The 16,267-nt window shown below is 75.3% G+C and carries 16 protein-coding genes and 2 tRNA genes; 15 read left to right on the top strand and 3 right to left on the bottom strand.

What is annotated here, in order from left to right; genetic code table 11:
* Positions 1–477 precede the first annotated feature (477 nt).
* The 8 genes from dnaN (at position 478) to ACRYMN_RS07980 (ending at position 10,183) form a co-directional block, all read left to right on the top strand.
* A complete protein-coding gene (dnaN, locus tag ACRYMN_RS08015; protein ID WP_432493767.1) occupies positions 478–1,605 on the top strand; it encodes a DNA polymerase III subunit beta in 1,128 nt (375 codons plus the stop codon).
* Between the two features lie 50 nt (positions 1,606–1,655).
* Positions 1,656–2,567 (top strand): phosphogluconate dehydrogenase (NAD(+)-dependent, decarboxylating), encoded by a 912-nt coding sequence (gnd, locus tag ACRYMN_RS08010; protein ID WP_432493765.1) that lies wholly within the window; start codon positions 1,656–1,658, stop codon positions 2,565–2,567.
* Between the two features lie 13 nt (positions 2,568–2,580).
* Positions 2,581–3,756, top strand: coding sequence for a DNA replication/repair protein RecF (gene recF, locus ACRYMN_RS08005; RefSeq protein ID WP_432493763.1), 1,176 nt, complete (start codon positions 2,581–2,583; stop codon positions 3,754–3,756).
* Complete coding sequence (locus ACRYMN_RS08000; RefSeq protein WP_432493761.1) at positions 3,746–4,462, top strand: DciA family protein; 717 nt, start codon at positions 3,746–3,748, stop codon at positions 4,460–4,462. The genes recF and ACRYMN_RS08000 overlap by 11 nt, the downstream gene beginning before the upstream one ends.
* A 236-nt stretch (positions 4,463–4,698) precedes the next feature.
* Positions 4,699–6,768, top strand: coding sequence for a DNA topoisomerase (ATP-hydrolyzing) subunit B (gene gyrB / locus ACRYMN_RS07995; RefSeq protein WP_432493759.1), 2,070 nt, complete (start codon positions 4,699–4,701; stop codon positions 6,766–6,768).
* A gap of 136 nt (positions 6,769–6,904) precedes the next feature.
* Entirely contained in the window at positions 6,905–9,559 is a 2,655-nt protein-coding gene (gene gyrA, locus ACRYMN_RS07990) for a DNA gyrase subunit A (RefSeq protein WP_432493808.1), read from the top strand.
* On the top strand, positions 9,556–10,029 hold the full coding sequence (locus ACRYMN_RS07985; RefSeq protein WP_432493757.1) for a DUF3566 domain-containing protein: 474 nt from the start codon (positions 9,556–9,558) through the stop codon (positions 10,027–10,029). The genes gyrA and ACRYMN_RS07985 overlap by 4 nt, the downstream gene beginning before the upstream one ends.
* 80 nt (positions 10,030–10,109) lie before the next feature.
* Positions 10,110–10,183 (top strand) — tRNA-Ile (locus ACRYMN_RS07980).
* Positions 10,184–10,243: 60 nt separating this feature from the next.
* Here ACRYMN_RS07980 and ACRYMN_RS07975 read toward each other — a convergent pair.
* Entirely contained in the window at positions 10,244–10,456 is a 213-nt protein-coding gene (locus ACRYMN_RS07975; RefSeq protein WP_432493755.1) for a hypothetical protein, read from the bottom strand.
* Positions 10,457–10,580: 124 nt separating this feature from the next.
* On the opposite strand from ACRYMN_RS07975, the gene ACRYMN_RS07970 reads away from it, so the two are divergent.
* Both ACRYMN_RS07970 and ACRYMN_RS07965 read left to right on the top strand, forming a co-directional pair.
* Positions 10,581–10,697, top strand: coding sequence for a DLW-39 family protein (locus tag ACRYMN_RS07970; RefSeq protein ID WP_432493753.1), 117 nt, complete (start codon positions 10,581–10,583; stop codon positions 10,695–10,697).
* A gap of 16 nt (positions 10,698–10,713) precedes the next feature.
* A tRNA-Ala gene (locus ACRYMN_RS07965) sits at positions 10,714–10,786 on the top strand.
* A gap of 72 nt (positions 10,787–10,858) precedes the next feature.
* On the opposite strand, the gene ACRYMN_RS07960 is transcribed toward ACRYMN_RS07965, so the two are convergent.
* Positions 10,859–11,947, bottom strand: coding sequence for a hypothetical protein (locus ACRYMN_RS07960; protein ID WP_432493751.1), 1,089 nt, complete (start codon positions 11,945–11,947; stop codon positions 10,859–10,861).
* Positions 11,948–12,137: 190 nt separating this feature from the next.
* Here ACRYMN_RS07960 and ACRYMN_RS07955 point away from each other — a divergent pair, with 190 nt between their 5' ends.
* Positions 12,138–12,659, top strand: coding sequence for a peptidylprolyl isomerase (locus tag ACRYMN_RS07955; RefSeq protein WP_432493749.1), 522 nt, complete (start codon positions 12,138–12,140; stop codon positions 12,657–12,659).
* Between the two features lie 69 nt (positions 12,660–12,728).
* Entirely contained in the window at positions 12,729–13,583 is an 855-nt protein-coding gene (locus tag ACRYMN_RS07950; RefSeq protein ID WP_432493747.1) for a rhomboid family intramembrane serine protease, read from the top strand.
* A gap of 410 nt (positions 13,584–13,993) precedes the next feature.
* On the opposite strand, the gene ACRYMN_RS07945 is transcribed toward ACRYMN_RS07950, so the two are convergent.
* On the bottom strand, positions 13,994–14,335 hold the full coding sequence (locus tag ACRYMN_RS07945; RefSeq protein WP_432493745.1) for a cell division protein CrgA: 342 nt from the start codon (positions 14,333–14,335) through the stop codon (positions 13,994–13,996).
* A gap of 123 nt (positions 14,336–14,458) precedes the next feature.
* Here ACRYMN_RS07945 and ACRYMN_RS07940 point away from each other — a divergent pair, with 123 nt between their 5' ends.
* The 3 genes from ACRYMN_RS07940 to ACRYMN_RS07930 are packed head-to-tail and all read left to right on the top strand — an operon-like array spanning position 14,459 to position 16,151.
* Positions 14,459–15,226 carry a DUF881 domain-containing protein gene (locus tag ACRYMN_RS07940; protein ID WP_432493743.1) on the top strand — a complete coding sequence of 256 codons (768 nt, stop codon included), beginning with the start codon at positions 14,459–14,461 and terminating at the stop codon, positions 15,224–15,226.
* Complete coding sequence (locus tag ACRYMN_RS07935; protein ID WP_432493741.1) at positions 15,223–15,975, top strand: class E sortase; 753 nt, start codon at positions 15,223–15,225, stop codon at positions 15,973–15,975. Before ACRYMN_RS07940 ends, ACRYMN_RS07935 begins: the two co-directional genes overlap by 4 nt.
* Positions 15,976–15,989: 14 nt before the next feature.
* Positions 15,990–16,151 (top strand): hypothetical protein, encoded by a 162-nt coding sequence (locus ACRYMN_RS07930; protein ID WP_432493739.1) that lies wholly within the window; start codon positions 15,990–15,992, stop codon positions 16,149–16,151.
* Positions 16,152–16,267: the final 116 nt, after the last annotated feature.

Below are 16,267 nucleotides of genomic sequence, written 5' to 3'. Positions count from 1 at the left end.
ACAACCCGGTGGACACCGCGTGGACGGCGCAGGGGCGGGGTGGGGACGGGTGGGGACGGCGCTCGCGGCGTCCACGGGCCTGTGGACGGCCGGGCCCCGCGGTCCGCAGCCGGTCCACACGCCTCCAGGGGCCCCGATCGGGCGCTGACCTGCGGCGACGCGCCGTCGTCCACAGGCCGCACAAGGGCGACGACGACGATGGATCCCGACATGGATGGATCCGTCAGCCCACGAGAGGTGTGGACACCTGCTGGGGACGGCCACCGCGCAAGGCACCGGGAGGGCCCCTGCGGGGCGCAGGGAGGACCGGGGGAGGCGGGACGCGCCGCAGGACGCCGGCGGGGGGGGGGGGGGGGGGGAGCGGTGGACCGGTGGTGGACGGCCGCCTGCGACGGCCGGGGCGCTCTCCACTACTGTCGGGAACCGCCCGCGCTGCGGGCTGCGCGGACGAGGTGACCCGACAGGAGGCGGTGCCCGGTGGAGCTGCAGGTCGAGCGCGACGTGCTGGCCGACGCCGTGGCGTGGGCGGCGCGTGCTCTGCCCTCGCGGCCGCCCGTGCCGGTGCTGGCCGGCGTGCTGCTCGAGGCGGGTGACGACGGCACGCTGCGGCTGTCGACGTTCGACTACGAGGTCTCCGCGCGCGTGGAGGTGCCCGCGGACGTGCGCACGGGCGGGAAGGTCCTGGTCTCCGGGCGCCTGCTGGCCGACATCTCGCGCAGCCTGCCCCCGCGGCCGGTGCTGCTGACCACCGACGGCTCCCGGGTGGTGCTCACGTGCGGCGCCAGCCGCTTCACGCTGCTGACGATGGCCGTGGACGAGTACCCGTCGCTGCCGGCGGTGCCCGCGGAGACCGGCACCGTGCCCGGTGCGGAGTTCACCGAGGCGGTCGCGCAGGTCACGGTGGCCGCCAGCCGCGACGAGACCCTGCCGATCCTCACGGGCGTGCGCCTGGAGATCGAGGGCGGGCGCCTGACGCTGCTGGCCACCGACCGCTACCGCCTGGCGGTGCGCGAGCTGCGCTGGAACCCCAGCACCCCGGACCTGTCCACCACGGCCCTGGTGCGCGCGCGCACCCTCTCGGACGTGGCCCGCTCGCTGGGCAGCACGAGCACCCTGCGCATGGCCCTGGCCGACGGCGCCAGCGACCTCATCGGCTTCGCCGCCGAGGGCCGGCAGTCCACCTCGCTGCTCGTCGACGGCGAGTACCCCAAGGTGCGGGCGCTGTTCCCCGCCGAGTCCCCCACGCACGCCGTGGTGTCCACGTCCGCCCTCGTCGAGGCCGTCAAGCGCGTGGCGCTGGTGGCCGAGCGCAACACGCCCGTGCGCTTGCGCTTCGAGGACGGCGTGCTGTCCTTGGAGGCGGGCCAGGGCGAGGACGCGCAGGCGACGGAGGCCCTCGAGGCGTCCCTCGTCGGCGAGGCCATCTCCATCGCCTTCAACCCGCAGTTCCTGCTCGACGGGCTGGGGGCCCTGAGCGCCCCCTACGCCCGTCTGTCGTTCACCCAGTCGACCCGCCCGGCCGTGATCACCGGTCAGGCGGAGCTCGAGGGGGAGGACGACGCCAGCTACCGGTACCTGCTCATGCCGGTCCGCCTCGCCGGCTGAGCCGGCACGCACGCGAACCCCGGGCCCCCGGGGAAGGAAGGGTCGTCCAGATGCACATCGGACTCGTCGGTCTCGGGAAGATGGGCGGCAACATGCGCGCCCGCCTGCGCGAGAAGGGCATCGAGGTCACGGGGTACGACCCCAACCCGGACGTCACCGACGTCCCCTCGCTGGCCGCGCTCGTCGAGGCGCTGCCCTCGCCGAAGGTGGTGTGGGTGATGGTCCCCTCGGGGCGCATCACGCGCGACACCGTCGCGGGCCTGGCCGCCCTGCTGGGCGACGGCGACCTCGTCATCGACGGCGGCAACTCCAAGTGGACGGACGACACCGTCAACGCCGAGCTGCTCGCCGAGCGCGGCACCGGCTACCTGGACTGCGGCGTCTCCGGCGGCGTGTGGGGCAAGGACAACGGCTACGGCCTCATGGTCGGCGGGCCGAAGAAGCACGTGGACCTCGCGATGCCGGTCTTCGACGCGCTGCGCCCCGAGGGCCCGCGCGAGGAGGGCTTCGTGCACGCCGGCGGCGTGGGCGCGGGCCACTACTCGAAGATGGTCCACAACGGCATCGAGTACGGCCTGATGCACGCCTACGCCGAGGGTTACGAGCTGCTCGAGGCCAAGGGGATCATCAGCGACGTGCCGGCCGTCTTCAAGGCGTGGACGCGCGGCACCGTGGTGCGCTCCTGGCTGCTGGACCTCATGGTCCGCGCCCTGGAGGAGGACCCGAAGCTGGAGAACATCCGCGGCTACGCGCAGGACTCCGGCGAGGGCCGCTGGACGCTGGAGCAGGCCATCGAGAACGCCGTGCCCATGCCGGTGCTGGCCGCGGCGCTGTTCGCGCGCTTCTCCTCGCGCCAGGAGGACTCGCCCTCCATCAAGGCCGTGGCGGCGCTGCGCAACCAGTTCGGCGGTCACGCCGTGACCCAGGCCGGTCCGTCCTCGGGCACCGGCTCCGTCAGCTAGGTCACGGGCTCGCGTGCACGTCGCGCACCTCTCCCTCGTCGACTTCCGCTCGTACGCGGCCCTGGAGCTGGACCTGCGGCCGGGCACGACGACGTTCGTGGGCCTGAACGGCCAGGGCAAGACGAACCTCGTCGAGGCGATCGGGTACGCCGCCACGCTCGGCAGCCACCGGGTTCCCGGTGACGCGCCGCTCGTGCGGCGGGGGGCGGAGCGCGCGGTCGTGCGCGCGCAGCTGGTGCGCGGGGAGCGCCGGGCGCTGGTCGAGCTGGAGATCACGCCCGGCCGCGCCAACCGGGCGCGGCTGAACGGCGCCCCCGTGCGCCGCACCCGCGAGGTGCTCGGCGTGCTGCGCACCGTGCTCTTCGCCCCGGAGGACCTCGCGCTCGTCAAGGGCGACCCGGACGGGCGCCGGCGCTACCTCGACGACCTGCTGGTCACGCGCTGGCCGCGCCTGGCCGGGGTGCGCAGCGACTACGAGCGCGTGGTGCGCCAGCGCACCGCGCTGCTGAAGTCGGCCGGTGCCGCCCTGCGCGGCGGGCGCGGGGACGCCTCCACCCTGGACGTGTGGGACGAGCACCTCGCCGAGGTCGGCGCCGAGCTGCTGACGGCGCGCCTGGCGCTGCTGGCGGACCTGCGCGGGCCGGCGGGGGAGGCGTACCGGGCCGTCAGCCGCGGGCAGGGCGAGCTGGAGCTGTCCTACCGCTCCTCGCTGCCCCTGCTGGCCGGGGGCGTGGCCGCCACCGCCGGCGGGGCGGTGCCCGGGCGCGAGGAGCTGCGCGCGGCGCTGCTGGCGGCCGCCGCCGAGCAGCGCAAGGCGGAGCTGGAGCGCGGGGTGTGCCTGGTGGGCCCGCACCGCGACGACCTGCTGCTGACCCTGGGCGGGATGCCCGCCAAGGGCTACGCCAGCCACGGCGAGAGCTGGTCGGTGGCGCTGGGGCTGCGCCTGGCCAGCTACCGGCTGCTGCTGGAGGACGACTCCACCGCCGACCCCGGCGGGCCCGTGCTCGTGCTCGACGACGTCTTCGCCGAGCTGGACGCCGGCCGGCGCGAGCGCCTGGCGGAGGTCGTCGCCGACGCCGAGCAGGTGCTGGTGACCGCGGCCGTGCCCGAGGACGTGCCCGGGGCGCTGCGCGGGCCGGGCGCCGACCGGGTGCTGGTGAGCACCGGGAGCGCGGTCCGTGCCGACTGAGCCGCCCGGCGCCGGTACCGACGGCGGCACCGGCGCCGGCGCCGACGCCGGCACCGGCGCCGACGCCGAGGACCGGCCGGCCGGGCAGGCCGGCGAGGCCGGCGAGGGGGCGCAGGACCCGGCGGACGCGGCGGTGCAGCTGCCCGAGCCCGCCGCGGGCCCGGGGGCGGGGGAGCCGGCCGGTGCGGACCTGGCGCGCACGGCGCTGGGCCGGGCGCGGGCCGCGGCGGCCGCCAAGGGGCTGCGCCGCGGGCCGGCGGGCCGGCAGCCGGGGGAGCGCGGGCGCGGCGCGGACGGCGCGGCGCGCCGCGGCGACCCCTCGGCGCGCTCGGGCGCCTGGCCGGACGCGCGCGACCCGCAGACGCTGGAGTCGACGCTGGGCCGGCTGGTCGGCGAGCGCGGCTGGGAGCAGCCGGTGGCCGTCGGCGGCGCCTTCGGGCGCTGGGACGCGGTGGTCGGCCCGGAGCTGGCCGGGCACTGCGCCCCGGAGAGCCTCAAGGACGGCACGCTGGTGGTGCGCGCGGAGTCCACGGCCTGGGCCACGCAGGTGCGGCTGCTGACGAGCGTGCTGGTGCGCCGCCTCGACGAGGAGCTGGGGCACGGGGTCGTCGTGAAGGTCGTGGTGCGCGGGCCGCAGGGCCCCTCGTGGCGCAGGGGCACGCGCTCGGCGCCGGGCGGGCGCGGCCCGCGCGACACCTACGGCTGAGCGCGCCGGCCCGGGGAACGCGCGCTGCGTGGCGCACCCCCGGCGCGCGTAGGTCCCCCCGCACCCGGGGGGTGCGGGCCCGAGAGGCGCCCTGGACGGCTCGTCGCGGTGGTGGGTGTCCCCGCTGGGGGTAGAATGGGGTGAACCTGGCGGTCGTGAGGGCCCCCGGCGTCTCGGGGCCCCACGCCCCGCGCGCCCGCCTCGCGCCGCTCGACGCGGAGGGAGAGCACGCGCCCGTGCCAGACGAAGAGCCCACCGGCCCCGACGGTCGCACCCCGGCCCCCGAGGACGCCCCCTCGCTCGCGGACGCGGTCACCGCCCCCGGCGCCCCGGCGCCCGGCTCCGACTACGGCGCGGACGCCATCACGGTGCTGGAGGGCCTGGAGGCCGTCCGCAAGCGCCCCGGCATGTACATCGGCTCCACCGGTGAGCGCGGCCTGCACCACCTGGTGTACGAGATCGTCGACAACGCCGTGGACGAGGCGCTGGCCGGCTACTGCGACACCATCGCGGTGACGATGCTCGCCGACGGCGGCCTGCGCGTGGAGGACGACGGCCGCGGCATCCCGGTGGACGTCATGCCCGGCGAGGGCCGCCCGGCCGTCGAGGTGGTGCTGACCGTGCTGCACGCCGGCGGCAAGTTCGGCGGCGGCGGGTACGCCGTCTCCGGCGGCCTGCACGGCGTGGGCAGCTCCGTCGTCAACGCGCTCTCCAGCCGGCTGGAGGTCGAGGTGCGCCGGCAGGGCCACGTGTGGCGCCAGTCCTACGCCGACGGCGTGCCCCTGGCCCCGCTGGCCAAGGGCGAGGAGACCGACGCCACCGGCACCACGGTGACCTTCTGGCCCAGCGCCGAGACCTTCGAGACCACCACCTTCGACTTCGAGACGCTGCGCACCCGCTTCCAGCAGACGGCCTTCCTGAACAAGGGCCTGACCATCTCGCTGCGCGACGAGCGCTCGCGCGAGGACGGCGACGCCGAGGCCGAGGCGGTCGACGAGGTCCCCCTGCACGAGGTGACCTACCGCTACGACGGCGGCCTGGTCGACTACGTGCGGCACATCAACGCGCAGAAGAAGAACGAGCCGCTGCACGACTCCGTCATCTCCCTGGAGGCGGAGGACACCGAGCAGGGCATCTCCGTGGAGCTGGCGCTGCAGTGGACCACCGCCTACTCCGAGGCGGTGTTCACGTACGCGAACAACATCAACACCTCCGAGGGCGGCACCCACGAGACGGGTTTCCGCACGGCGCTGACGAGCCTGGTGCAGGACTACGCGCGCGAGCAGAAGCTGCTGAAGGAGAAGGACACCCTCGAGGGCGCCGACATCCGCGAGGGCCTGTCCGCGGTCATCTCCGTGAAGCTGCGCGAGCCGCAGTTCGAGGGGCAGACGAAGACGAAGCTGGGCAACACCCTGGCGCGCACCTTCGTCAACGCGCAGGTGCGCGAGCACCTGGGCCACTGGTTCGCCTCGCACCCCAACGAGGCGCGGGTCATCGTGCGCAAGGCGCACTCGGCGTCGGTGGCGCGGCAGGCGGCGCGCAAGGCGCGCGAGGCCAGCCGCAAGAGCCTGCTGGAGCGCAACTCGCTGCCGGGCAAGCTCAAGGACTGCCAGTCGAACAACCCCGCCGAGTGCGAGGTGTTCATCGTCGAGGGCGACTCCGCCGGCGGCTCGGCCACCCGCGGGCGCAACCCGCGCACCCAGGCGATCCTGCCGATCCGCGGCAAGATCCTCAACGTCGAGAAGGCGCGCCTGGACCGGGCGATGGGCAACCAGGAAGTCCAGGCCCTCATCACCGCGTTCGGCACCGGCATCGGCGAGGAGATCAACCTCGACAAGCTGCGGTACCACAAGATCATCATCATGGCGGACGCCGACGTCGACGGTCAGCACATCCGCACGCTGCTGCTGACGCTGCTGTTCCGGTACATGAGCCCGCTGGTGGAGAACGGGCACGTCTACCTCGCCCAGCCGCCGCTGTACCGCATCAAGTGGAGCGGCGGCACGGCGCACGAGTTCGCCTACTCCGACCGCGAGCGCGACGCCCTCATCGAGGCCGGCCGGGCGGCGGGCAAGAAGCTGCCCAAGGAGAACAACGTCCAGCGCTACAAGGGACTGGGCGAGATGAACTGGGACGAGCTGTCGGAGACGACGATGGACCCGGCGCACCGCACGCTGCTGCAGGTGACGCTGGAGGACGCCGCCGCGGCCGACGCGATGTTCTCCGTGCTCATGGGCGAGGACGTGGAGTCCCGCCGCACGTTCATCCAGCGCAACGCCCGCGACGTCCGGTTCCTCGACGTCTGAGCGGGCCGTTCCACGTGGAACCGCGTGGCCGGCCGCACCCGACGTCGACGCCTGAGAGGAAGACCCCTTCGTGAGCGAGAGCACCACCGAGCCACCCGCCGGCGACCGCGTCGAGCAGGTCGACCTGCAGCTGGAGATGCAGCGGTCCTACCTGGACTACGCGATGAGCGTCATCGTCTCGCGCGCCCTGCCGGACGTGCGCGACGGGCTCAAGCCGGTGCACCGGCGCGTCCTGTACGCGATGTTCGACGGCGGGTACCGCCCCGACCGCGGGTACTCCAAGTGCGCGCGCGTCGTCGGCGACGTCATGGGCCACTACCACCCGCACGGCGACGTCTCCATCTACGACGCGCTGGTGCGCCTGGCGCAGGACTGGTCGCTGCGCTACCCGCTGGTGGACGGCCAGGGCAACTTCGGCTCGCCCGGCAACGACCCGGCCGCCGCGCCGCGCTACACCGAGTGCCGCATGGCGCCGCTGGCCATGGAGATGGTCCGCGACATCGACGAGGAGACCGTCGACTTCTCGCCGAACTACGACGGGCACACCGACGAGCCGGACGTGCTGCCCAGCCGGTTCCCCAACCTGCTGGTCAACGGCTCCGCCGGCATCGCGGTCGGCATGGCCACCAACATCCCGCCGCACAACCTGCGCGAGGTCGCCGACGGCGTCTCCTGGCTGCTGGAGCACCCCGACGCCTCCGACGAGGAGCAGCTCGCGGCGGTCCTGCAGCGCGTGAAGGGCCCCGACTTCCCCACGGGCGCGCAGGTCCTGGGCCACCGCGGCATCGACGACGCCTACCGCACCGGCCGCGGCTCCATCACGATGCGCGCGGTCGTCGAGGTCGAGGAGATCCAGGGCCGCACCTGCCTGGTCATCACCGAGCTGCCCTACCAGGTCAACCCCGACAACCTCGCCGAGAACATCGCCAACCTCGTGCGCGACGGGCGCCTGACCGGCATCGCCGACGTGCGCGACGAGACCTCCGGCAAGACCGGCCAGCGCCTCGTGGTGGTGCTGCGCCGCGACGCGGTGGCCAAGGTCGTGCTGAACAACCTCTACAAGCACACCCAGCTGCAGCAGAACTTCGGCGCGAACATGCTCGCCCTGGTCGACGGGGTGCCGCGCACCCTGCCGATCCACGCGTTCCTCAAGCACTGGGTCGCCCACCAGCTCGACGTCATCGTGCGGCGCACCCGCTTCCGGCTGCGCAAGGCCGAGGAGCGCGCGCACATCCTGCGCGCGCTGCTGAAGGCACTGGACGCCATGGACGAGGTCATCGCCCTCATCCGGGCCTCGGCCACCGTCGACGCCGCCCGCGACGGCCTCATGGGCCTGCTGGAGATCGACGAGGTGCAGGCGCGCGCCATCCTCACCATGCAGCTGCGCCAGCTCGCCGCGCTGGAGCGCCAGCGCCTGACCGACGAGCACGACGAGCTCGAGCGCCGCATCGCCGACTACAACGACGTCCTGGCCCGCCCCGAGCGCCAGCGGCGCATCGTCGGCGACGAGCTGACCGAGCTCGTCGAGAAGTACGGCGACGAGCGCAAGACGCAGGTGCTGCCCTTCGAGGGCGACATGAGCGTCGAGGACCTCATCCCCGTCGAGGACGTCGTCGTCACCGTCACCCGCGGCGGGTACGCCAAGCGCACCCGCACCGACCTCTACCGCGCCCAGCGCCGCGGCGGCCGCGGCGTGCGCGGGGCGAGCCTGCGCGAGGACGACGTGGTGGAGCACTTCTTCACCACCACCACCCACCACTGGCTGCTGTTCTTCACCAACCTCGGGCGCGTGTACCGCGCCAAGGGCTACGAGCTGCCCGAGGGCGGGCGCGACGGGCGCGGGCAGCACGTGGCGAACCTGCTGGCGTTCCAGCCGGGCGAGCGCATCGTGGCCGTGCTCGACGTGGAGGACTACGAGCAGGCGCCCTACCTGGTGCTGGCCACCCGCGGCGGCGTGGTGAAGAAGACCCGCCTGAGCGAGTACGACTCCAACCGCTCCGGCGGCCTCATCGCCATCAACCTGCGCCAGCGCCCCGGCGCCGACGGCGAGGAGGTCGACGACGAGCTGTTCGCCGCCGCCCTCGTCGCCGAGGGCGAGGACCTCTTCCTCGTCTCGCGCAAGGGCATGAGCGTGCGCTTCTGCGCCGACGACGACACGCTGCGGCCGATGGGCCGGGCCACCTCCGGCGTCACGGGCATGAAGTTCCGCGGCGACGACGAGCTGCTGGCGATGGCCGTGGCCCGCGACGACCTCGACGTCTTCGTGGTCACCGAGCTCGGCTACGCCAAGCGCACGGCGATCGGCGAGTACCGCCGGCAGGGCCGCGGCGGGCTGGGCATCAAGGTGGCCAAGCTGGCCGAGGCGCGCGGCGACCTCGTGGGCGCGCTGACCGTCTCCGAGGACGACGAGGTGCTCGTCGTCATGGCCGGCGGGCGCGTGGTGCGCTCGCGGGTGGACGAGGTGCCCGCCAAGGGCCGCGACACCATGGGCGTGACGTTCGCCCGGCCCGAGACGGGCGACCGCATCATCGCCGTGGCCCGCAACGCCGAGCGGGTCCTCGACGAGGAGGTCGCCGCCCAGGAGGCCTCCGAGGCCACCGTCGAGGGCGTGGACGACCCGCTGGTCGACGTCGCCGGCAGCGGCGACGACCAGTCCGCGGCGCTGGGTGCGGACGAGCCCCCGGCGTCCGGAGACACTGCGCCGGACGCCGTCGATGACGTACGGTCTGACCGGTCGGCCGACGACGACACCGCGGCCGGCACCGACACCGACACCGGAGGTGCCTCGTGAGCCCCGCCGAACGCACGGCCTCCTCGCCCGCTGCTGCCGCGGCGACCCCGCGCAGCGGCTCGGCGGCGCGCTCGCGGCCCGCGGGCCGCCCCGCCGCCGCGGTGGACGTGCCGCGGCGCGTGCGGCTGACGCTGGCGCGCATCGACCCGTGGTCGGTGACGAAGCTGTCGTTCCTGCTCTCGGTGGCCGTGGGCATCGCCCTGGTGGTGGCCACGGCGGTCGTGTGGAGCGTGCTGGACGGCATGGGCGTGTTCACCGACGTCAACGGCCTGCTGCGCGACGTGGTCGGCGGCGACGTCGAGGTGGACCTGCTGGACTACCTCGCCCTGGGCAAGGTGCTCTCGCTGGCCACCGTCATCGCGGTGGTCGACGTGGTGCTGCTGACGGCGCTGTCGACGATCCTGGCGTTCCTCTACAACGTCTCGTCCGCCCTGGTCGGCGGCCTGCGGGTGACCCTCTCGGACGACTGAGCGCCCGCCGGTGCCGCCGGCCGGTGGTCGGCGGCACCCCTGCCCGTCCGGTACAGTGGACGTCGCCGCGCTGCGGTCGAGGGCCTATAGCTCAGTCGGTTAGAGCGCTTCCCTGATAAGGAAGAGGTCGGAGGTTCAAGTCCTCCTAGGCCCACCCGCGAGCAGAGGCCCGTTCCCCCGGTGGGGGAGCGGGCCTCTCGCCGTCCCGCCGTCCTCACGCGCCGGGCAGGTCCCGCACGTACGCCTCGGCCTCCTCCAGCGTCAGCACCGGGCCGGCCGCGCCGAAGGCGATGCGCGCGTCGGCCGCACCGGGCCTGCCGCTGGTGAGCAGGTAGCCGGGGTGGCGCTTCGTGGGCGCCTCCAGCGTCCAGCCCTTCGCCCTCGCCCGGCGCCTCAGCTGCTCGAACCGCTCCTGCTCGCTGCTCACGTGCGCACCCTCCCCGCCGCGGCCGGCGACGGCAAGGCGGACGGCGGGCACGTGCGCGCCGGGGTCCGGGCGGGCCCGCGTGCTAGCGTTCGAGCTCGTTCTGCGAGTCCGCTGGAGGTCACGGGTGAAGAAGCTGCTGCTGGTGGCCGCCGTCGCGGGTGCCGCCCTGGCCTGGCGCCAGCGCTCGTCCGCGAAGGCCGAGCGGGACCTGTGGGCCGAGGCCACGGACACCGTGCGCTGAGCACGGCGTCCGCACCGGGGGTGTGGCGCAACTGGTAGCGCACCTGCTTTGCAAGCAGGGGGTTGGGGGTTCGAGTCCCCTCGCCTCCACCCGGGCACCGCGAAGGCCCCCACCCCTGCGGGTGGGGGCCTCCGTCGTGCGGGGCGGGTCCGCGGGCCGCGTCAGGCGCGCTTCTCGCCGCCCTCGGTGTCGTCGGCGTCCGGGACGTCCTCGACCACCGGGGAGGTGGCCTCCTCGAAGTTGCGCACCGCGTTCGACGGCGGCTCGGCGGGCAGGTCCAGCGGGGTGTCCGCCCCGTCCGTCACGCCGCTCGTGGTGGCCTCGCCCGTGGTGGCCTCGCCCGTCGCGCTCGCGGCGGTCGCGCCCGCGCCGGTGCCGCCCGCAGCCGGCGCGTCGGCAGCGGGGGAGGCGGTGGTGGTAGCGGCAGGCGGGTCCGGCACGGGGGCGGCGGTGGCGGTGGGCGAGTTCGTCGGCGCCGCCGGCGTCCACGCGGCGCCCGGGGCGGCCCACGGGTCCTCCTGGCGGCGGCTGCGCACCGCGCTGAAGGCGGCCGCGCCCGCGCCGAGCAGCGCGAGCAGGACCAGCGCGCGGCGCCCGCGCCGGGGCTTCCTGCGCTTGACGGTCGCCTCGCCCTTGAGCACCGCCAGCGCGTCGGCGCTGCGCTCGCGGGCGACCTTCGTGCCGCTCAGGGCGGTGCTGGCGCCCTTGGCCGCGGCGGCGGTCGCCGCGCCCTTGGCGGCGGTGGTGGCGGCCGTCGTCGCGGCGGCGCCCTTGGCCGCCGCGGAGGTGACGGACGCGGCGCCCTTGGCGGCGGCGGCCGTGGCGGCCGTGCCGGCGGCGGCGACCGCGGGGGTGGCGGCCGTCTTCGCCGTGTCGGCCGCGTCGTGCACGACGTCGACGAGGCGCGGCAGCAGCTCACCGGTGATCTTCTCGCGCGCGGTGTCCACCGCGGGCGCCACCCGCTGGGCGGCGGCGCCGACGTGCTGGCCGGCGCTCTCCACGTGCGGGGTGGCCCACGTGCGGGCGCTCTCGACGTGGGGCGTCGCCCACGTGCGCGCGCTCTCGACGTGGGGCGTGGCCCAGGTGCGGGCGCTCTCCACGTGCGGGGTGGCCCAGGTGCGGGCCGTCTCGACGTGGGGCGTGGCCCACGCCCTCGCGCTCTCCACGGCGGGGGCGACCTTCTCCGCGAGGGCCGTGCCCTGGTCGCGGACCTGCACCAGCTTGTCGGTCCGGTTCGTGGTCCGGGACATCCGTTCCTCCTCCGTCTGCGGTCGTCTCGCCGGGGCAACGCCCGGGGGCGCGGGCTCGTGCCCCTGCCTCGTGCCCCTGCGCGGCCGGCCACCCCATCCCACCGCAGGGTGGGCCGGTGCGCCAGCGTGCGCCGCCGGCGGGCGGCTCCGGCGTGCGGGCCCCGGGGGGCACCGTGCGACGATGACGGCCATGCGCGCGACCCTGCACACCAACCACGGCGACATCCGCCTGGAGCTGTTCGAGAACCACGCCCCGAAGACGGTGGCGAACTTCGTCGGGCTGGCCGAGGGCACCAAGGAGTGGAAGGACCCCTCCACCGGCGAGTCGCGGACCGACCGCTTCTACGACGGCCTGACCTTCCACCGCATCATCGACGGCTTCATGATCCAGGGCGGCGACCCGCGCGGCGACGGCCGCGGCGGCCCCGGCTACCAGTTCGACGACGAGATCCACCCCGAGCTGCGCTTCGACAAGGAGTACCTGCTCGCCATGGCCAACGCCGGCAAGATCGCCGGCCACGGCACCAACGGCTCGCAGTTCTTCATCACCGTCGCCACCACCCCGCACCTCAACGGCCGGCACACCATCTTCGGCGAGGTCGCCGACGACGAGAGCCGCCGCGTCGTGGACGCCATCGCGGCCCTGCCCACCGGCCCGGCCGACGCCCCGCGCGAGCCCGTCGTCATCACCGGGGTCGACGTCGAGCGCTGACGCGCCCGGCGCGTTCCGCCCTGCGCGGAACGCGCGAACGACCGGGGCCCCCGGTGCGTTGAGCGCTGCGTGACCGACGCCGCGAACGAGACGTCCACCGGGGTGCCCGTCTGCCCCCGGCACCCCGACCGCGAGTCCTGGGTGCGCTGCCAGCGCTGCGAGCGGCCCGCGTGCCCGCAGTGCCAGCGCCCCGCCGCCGTCGGGGTGCAGTGCGTGGACTGCGTCGCCGAGGGCAACCGCACGGTCCGGCAGGGCCGCACGACCCTCGGCGGCGCGGTGCGCGGGCGCGACACCCTCGTGACGCGCTCGCTGGTCGTGGCGTGCCTGGTCCTGTTCGCGGCCCGCTACGTGCTGCCCGACGAGGTCTACTACTACCTGCCGCTGGTCAACGAGCCGCGCTACCTCAACGGCTTCGGCCCCGGCACCTGGTGGCAGCCGCTGACCTCGGCGTTCCTGCACGCCTCGCCGCTGCACCTGCTCTTCAACCTCTACGCGCTGTGGCTGGTGGGGCAGTACCTCGAGCCCCTGCTGGGCCGGGCGCGCTTCGCGGCCGTGTACCTGCTCTCCGCCCTCGGCGGGGCGGCCGGCGGCCTGCTGCTGCCCGGCACGGCCGGCACGAGCCTGGTGGGCGCCTCCGGCGCCGTCTTCGGCCTCTTCGCGGCGCTGCTGACGGTCAACCGGCACCTGGGACGGCAGACCCGGCAGATCACCGCGCTCATCGCCGTGAACTTCCTGCTGGGCGTCTTCATCCCCGGCATCTCCTGGCAGGCGCACCTCGGCGGCCTGCTCACCGGCTTCGCCGTCTCCGCCCTGCTGGTGCGCACCCGGCGCCGCGGCCCCGGCACGCAGTGGGCCGGGCTGGCCGCGGTGGCCGTCGTCGTGCTCGGCCTGCTCGCCCTCGCGGCCGTCCGAGCCGTCGCCTGAGCGCTCCGCGCACAGCCCGTCGCGCACAGTGTCCACCGGGTCGTCCACGCCCTTCCACAGCCCCGCGCTCGTCCACAGGCGGTTCGCACACCTGTGCGAACGGCCCGGTGTTGTCCACGTTCTGTGGGTTGCCGTGTGGACGGAGGTGACGCTTTCCCACACTCCTCCACAGGCTGTGGACGAGTCGGTGGACAACTCCTGTGGACACCGCGGCGCCCGTCCCCCGCTCGTCCCCCGCCGGTCCACAGGTCGTCCCCAGGGGCTGACGGGCCCCGCACCCGCCGCTCACCCCTCACCACCCCCTCGTCGCCCGCGCCGGTCGCGACCGGGGACGGGAACGCGAGGACCCCGGGGCGCCAGGGGCACCCCGGGGTCGTCGGGGACGGTCGCGGCTGCTGGCCGCGCGGCGCTCAGCGCCAGCGCGTGGTCATGGCGAAGCCGACGAGGACCAGGGCGAAGCCGGCCACGAGGTTCCAGTTGTCCCAGCCGGGCACCGGGTACTGGGCGCTGGAGAGGTAGAAGGTGACGATCCACACCAGCCCCGCGACCATGAACGCGACCATGAGGTAGATCCACCAGCGCGGGGTGAGCTGGTTGCGCGCCTTGACGGCCCGGTCGGCCGCGGCCACGCCGTCCTCCGCGTCCGCGCCCCGGCGCCGCCGCCGCTTCGCAGCGCGCGCGCCCGCGGCGCCCGCCCCGGCGCGCTCGGCCGCCTCCTCGTCGCGCTGCCGCTCGTCGCGGGACTGGGACACGTCAACCTCCGGGTCGGGACGAGTGGCGCGAGCCACGCTGTTCGCCTGGTTAGCGTAGTGGGCGCGGCTCCGCGCACGGTCGCACGGCGGGTGCGTGGGGCGGGGCCGGCGGGAGGGGGAGCGGTGCTGGTGCGGAGGACGGGCGGGCTGCGCCCGCTGGGCCGGCGCGCCGCCGTGGCGGGCGTGTTCGCGCTGGCCGGGCTGCTCTTCGCCACCAGCGCCCTGACCTCGCGCGGCACCGACCTGCGCTCGGAGACCGCCGACCTGGGAGCGCTCGTCGTCGAGCGCTCCCGCCTGAACGAGCAGCGCGCCGCGCGCGTGGCGCAGCTGCGCGCCGAGGTGGACGAGCTCAGCCGCGCCGCCGCGCCGGCCGGCGGGCAGCGCGACCCGCTGGACGACCCGCTGGCCGACCCGCTGGCCGACGCGGCCCTGGGCACCGCCTCCGGCGCCCTGGCCGTCACCGGCCCGGGGGTGACGGTCGTCCTGGACGACGCCCCCGACGGCGTGCGCCCCGAGGGCGTCGGTCCCGACGACCTCGTCGTGCACCAGCAGGACGTCGAGGCGGTGGTCAACGCGCTGTGGGCCGGCGGCGCGGAGGCGATGACGATCGTGGACCAGCGCATCGTGTCCACCTCCGCGGTGCGCTGCGTCGGCAACGTCCTCGTCCTGCAGGGGCGCACCTACTCCCCGCCGTACGCGATCTCCGCGATCGGCGACCCGGACGCGCTGCGCGCGGCGCTGGACGCCAGCGCGCAGGTGGCCGTCTACCGCCAGTACGTCGACGCCTACGGCCTGGGCTGGTCCGTGGAGGTCGGCGAGGCGCCCGACGCCCTGCTGCTGCCCGCCTTCGACGGCTCCACCACCCTCGACGCCGCCCGGAGCGCCGCGTGATCCGCCGCGCCACCGGCGTGCTCGGCGAGCTGCTGCTGACCGCCGGGGTGCTCACGCTGCTGTTCGTCGTGTGGCAGCTGCACTGGACCGACTTCACCAGCGGGCGCGCGCAGGCGGCCACCGTCACGAGCCTGCAGGAGCGCTGGGACGCCGCCGCCCCCGCCGCGCCCGCGGCCCCGGCGGTGCAGCCCCCCGCGCAGGCCCCCGCCCAGGCCCCCGCGCAGGCCCCCGCCCAGGCCCCCGCGCCGGCCGCGCCGCAGGTGGACCAGCGCCCGCCCACCGGCGACGCCTTCGCCATCACCTACGTGCCGCGCTTCGGCGCGGACTACGCGGTACCCGTGGTGGAGGGCACCGGCACCGCCGAGCTGAAGGAGGGCATCGGGCACTACGGGGGCACCGCGCTGCCCGGCGAGGTGGGCAACCTCGCCCTGGCCGGGCACCGCGTCACCTACGGCAAGCCGTTCCACCGCATCGCCGAGCTGCGCGAGGGCGACGCGGTCGTCGTGGCCACCGCCGAGCGCTGGTACACCTACCGGGTGCGCTCTTGGGAGGTGGTCAGCCCGCGGCGGGTGGAGGTGATCGCCCCGGTGCCCGGTGAGCCGGGCGCGGAGCCGACGCAGGCGTGGCTGACGATGACCGCCTGCCACCCGATGAACTCCGCGCGGCAGCGCTACGTGGTGCACGCCCTGCTGCAGTCCTCCCAGGACCGCGCCGCCGGGCCGCCCGCGTCGCTGGCACCGGTCGGCTGAGGCGGGGGGACGGCGTGTACGCGTGGTGGTGGCGGGTCCTGCCCGGGCCGTGGTGGGTGCGGCTGCTGGTGAGCCTGCTCGTGGCGGCCGGCGTGGTGCTGCTGTGCTTCACGGTGCTCTTCCCGCTGCTCGCCGACCACCTCGCCATCAACGACGGCACGGTCGAGGGCGCCTGAGGGCCCCGGTGCGCCGAGGGTCCGGCGCGCGGTGCGCGTGTGGAGACCTCGCGCACGCGCGGTGGGGCCCGGCCCGGACTGCGCGGGCGGCACCCGGGCGGCACGTACCGTTGAGC

It is taken from the genome of Kineococcus gypseus (assembly GCF_050871305.1).
Classification (GTDB): Bacteria; Actinomycetota; Actinomycetes; order Actinomycetales; family Kineococcaceae; genus Kineococcus; species Kineococcus gypseus.
This window is presented reverse-complemented; position numbering and strand designations above follow the sequence as displayed.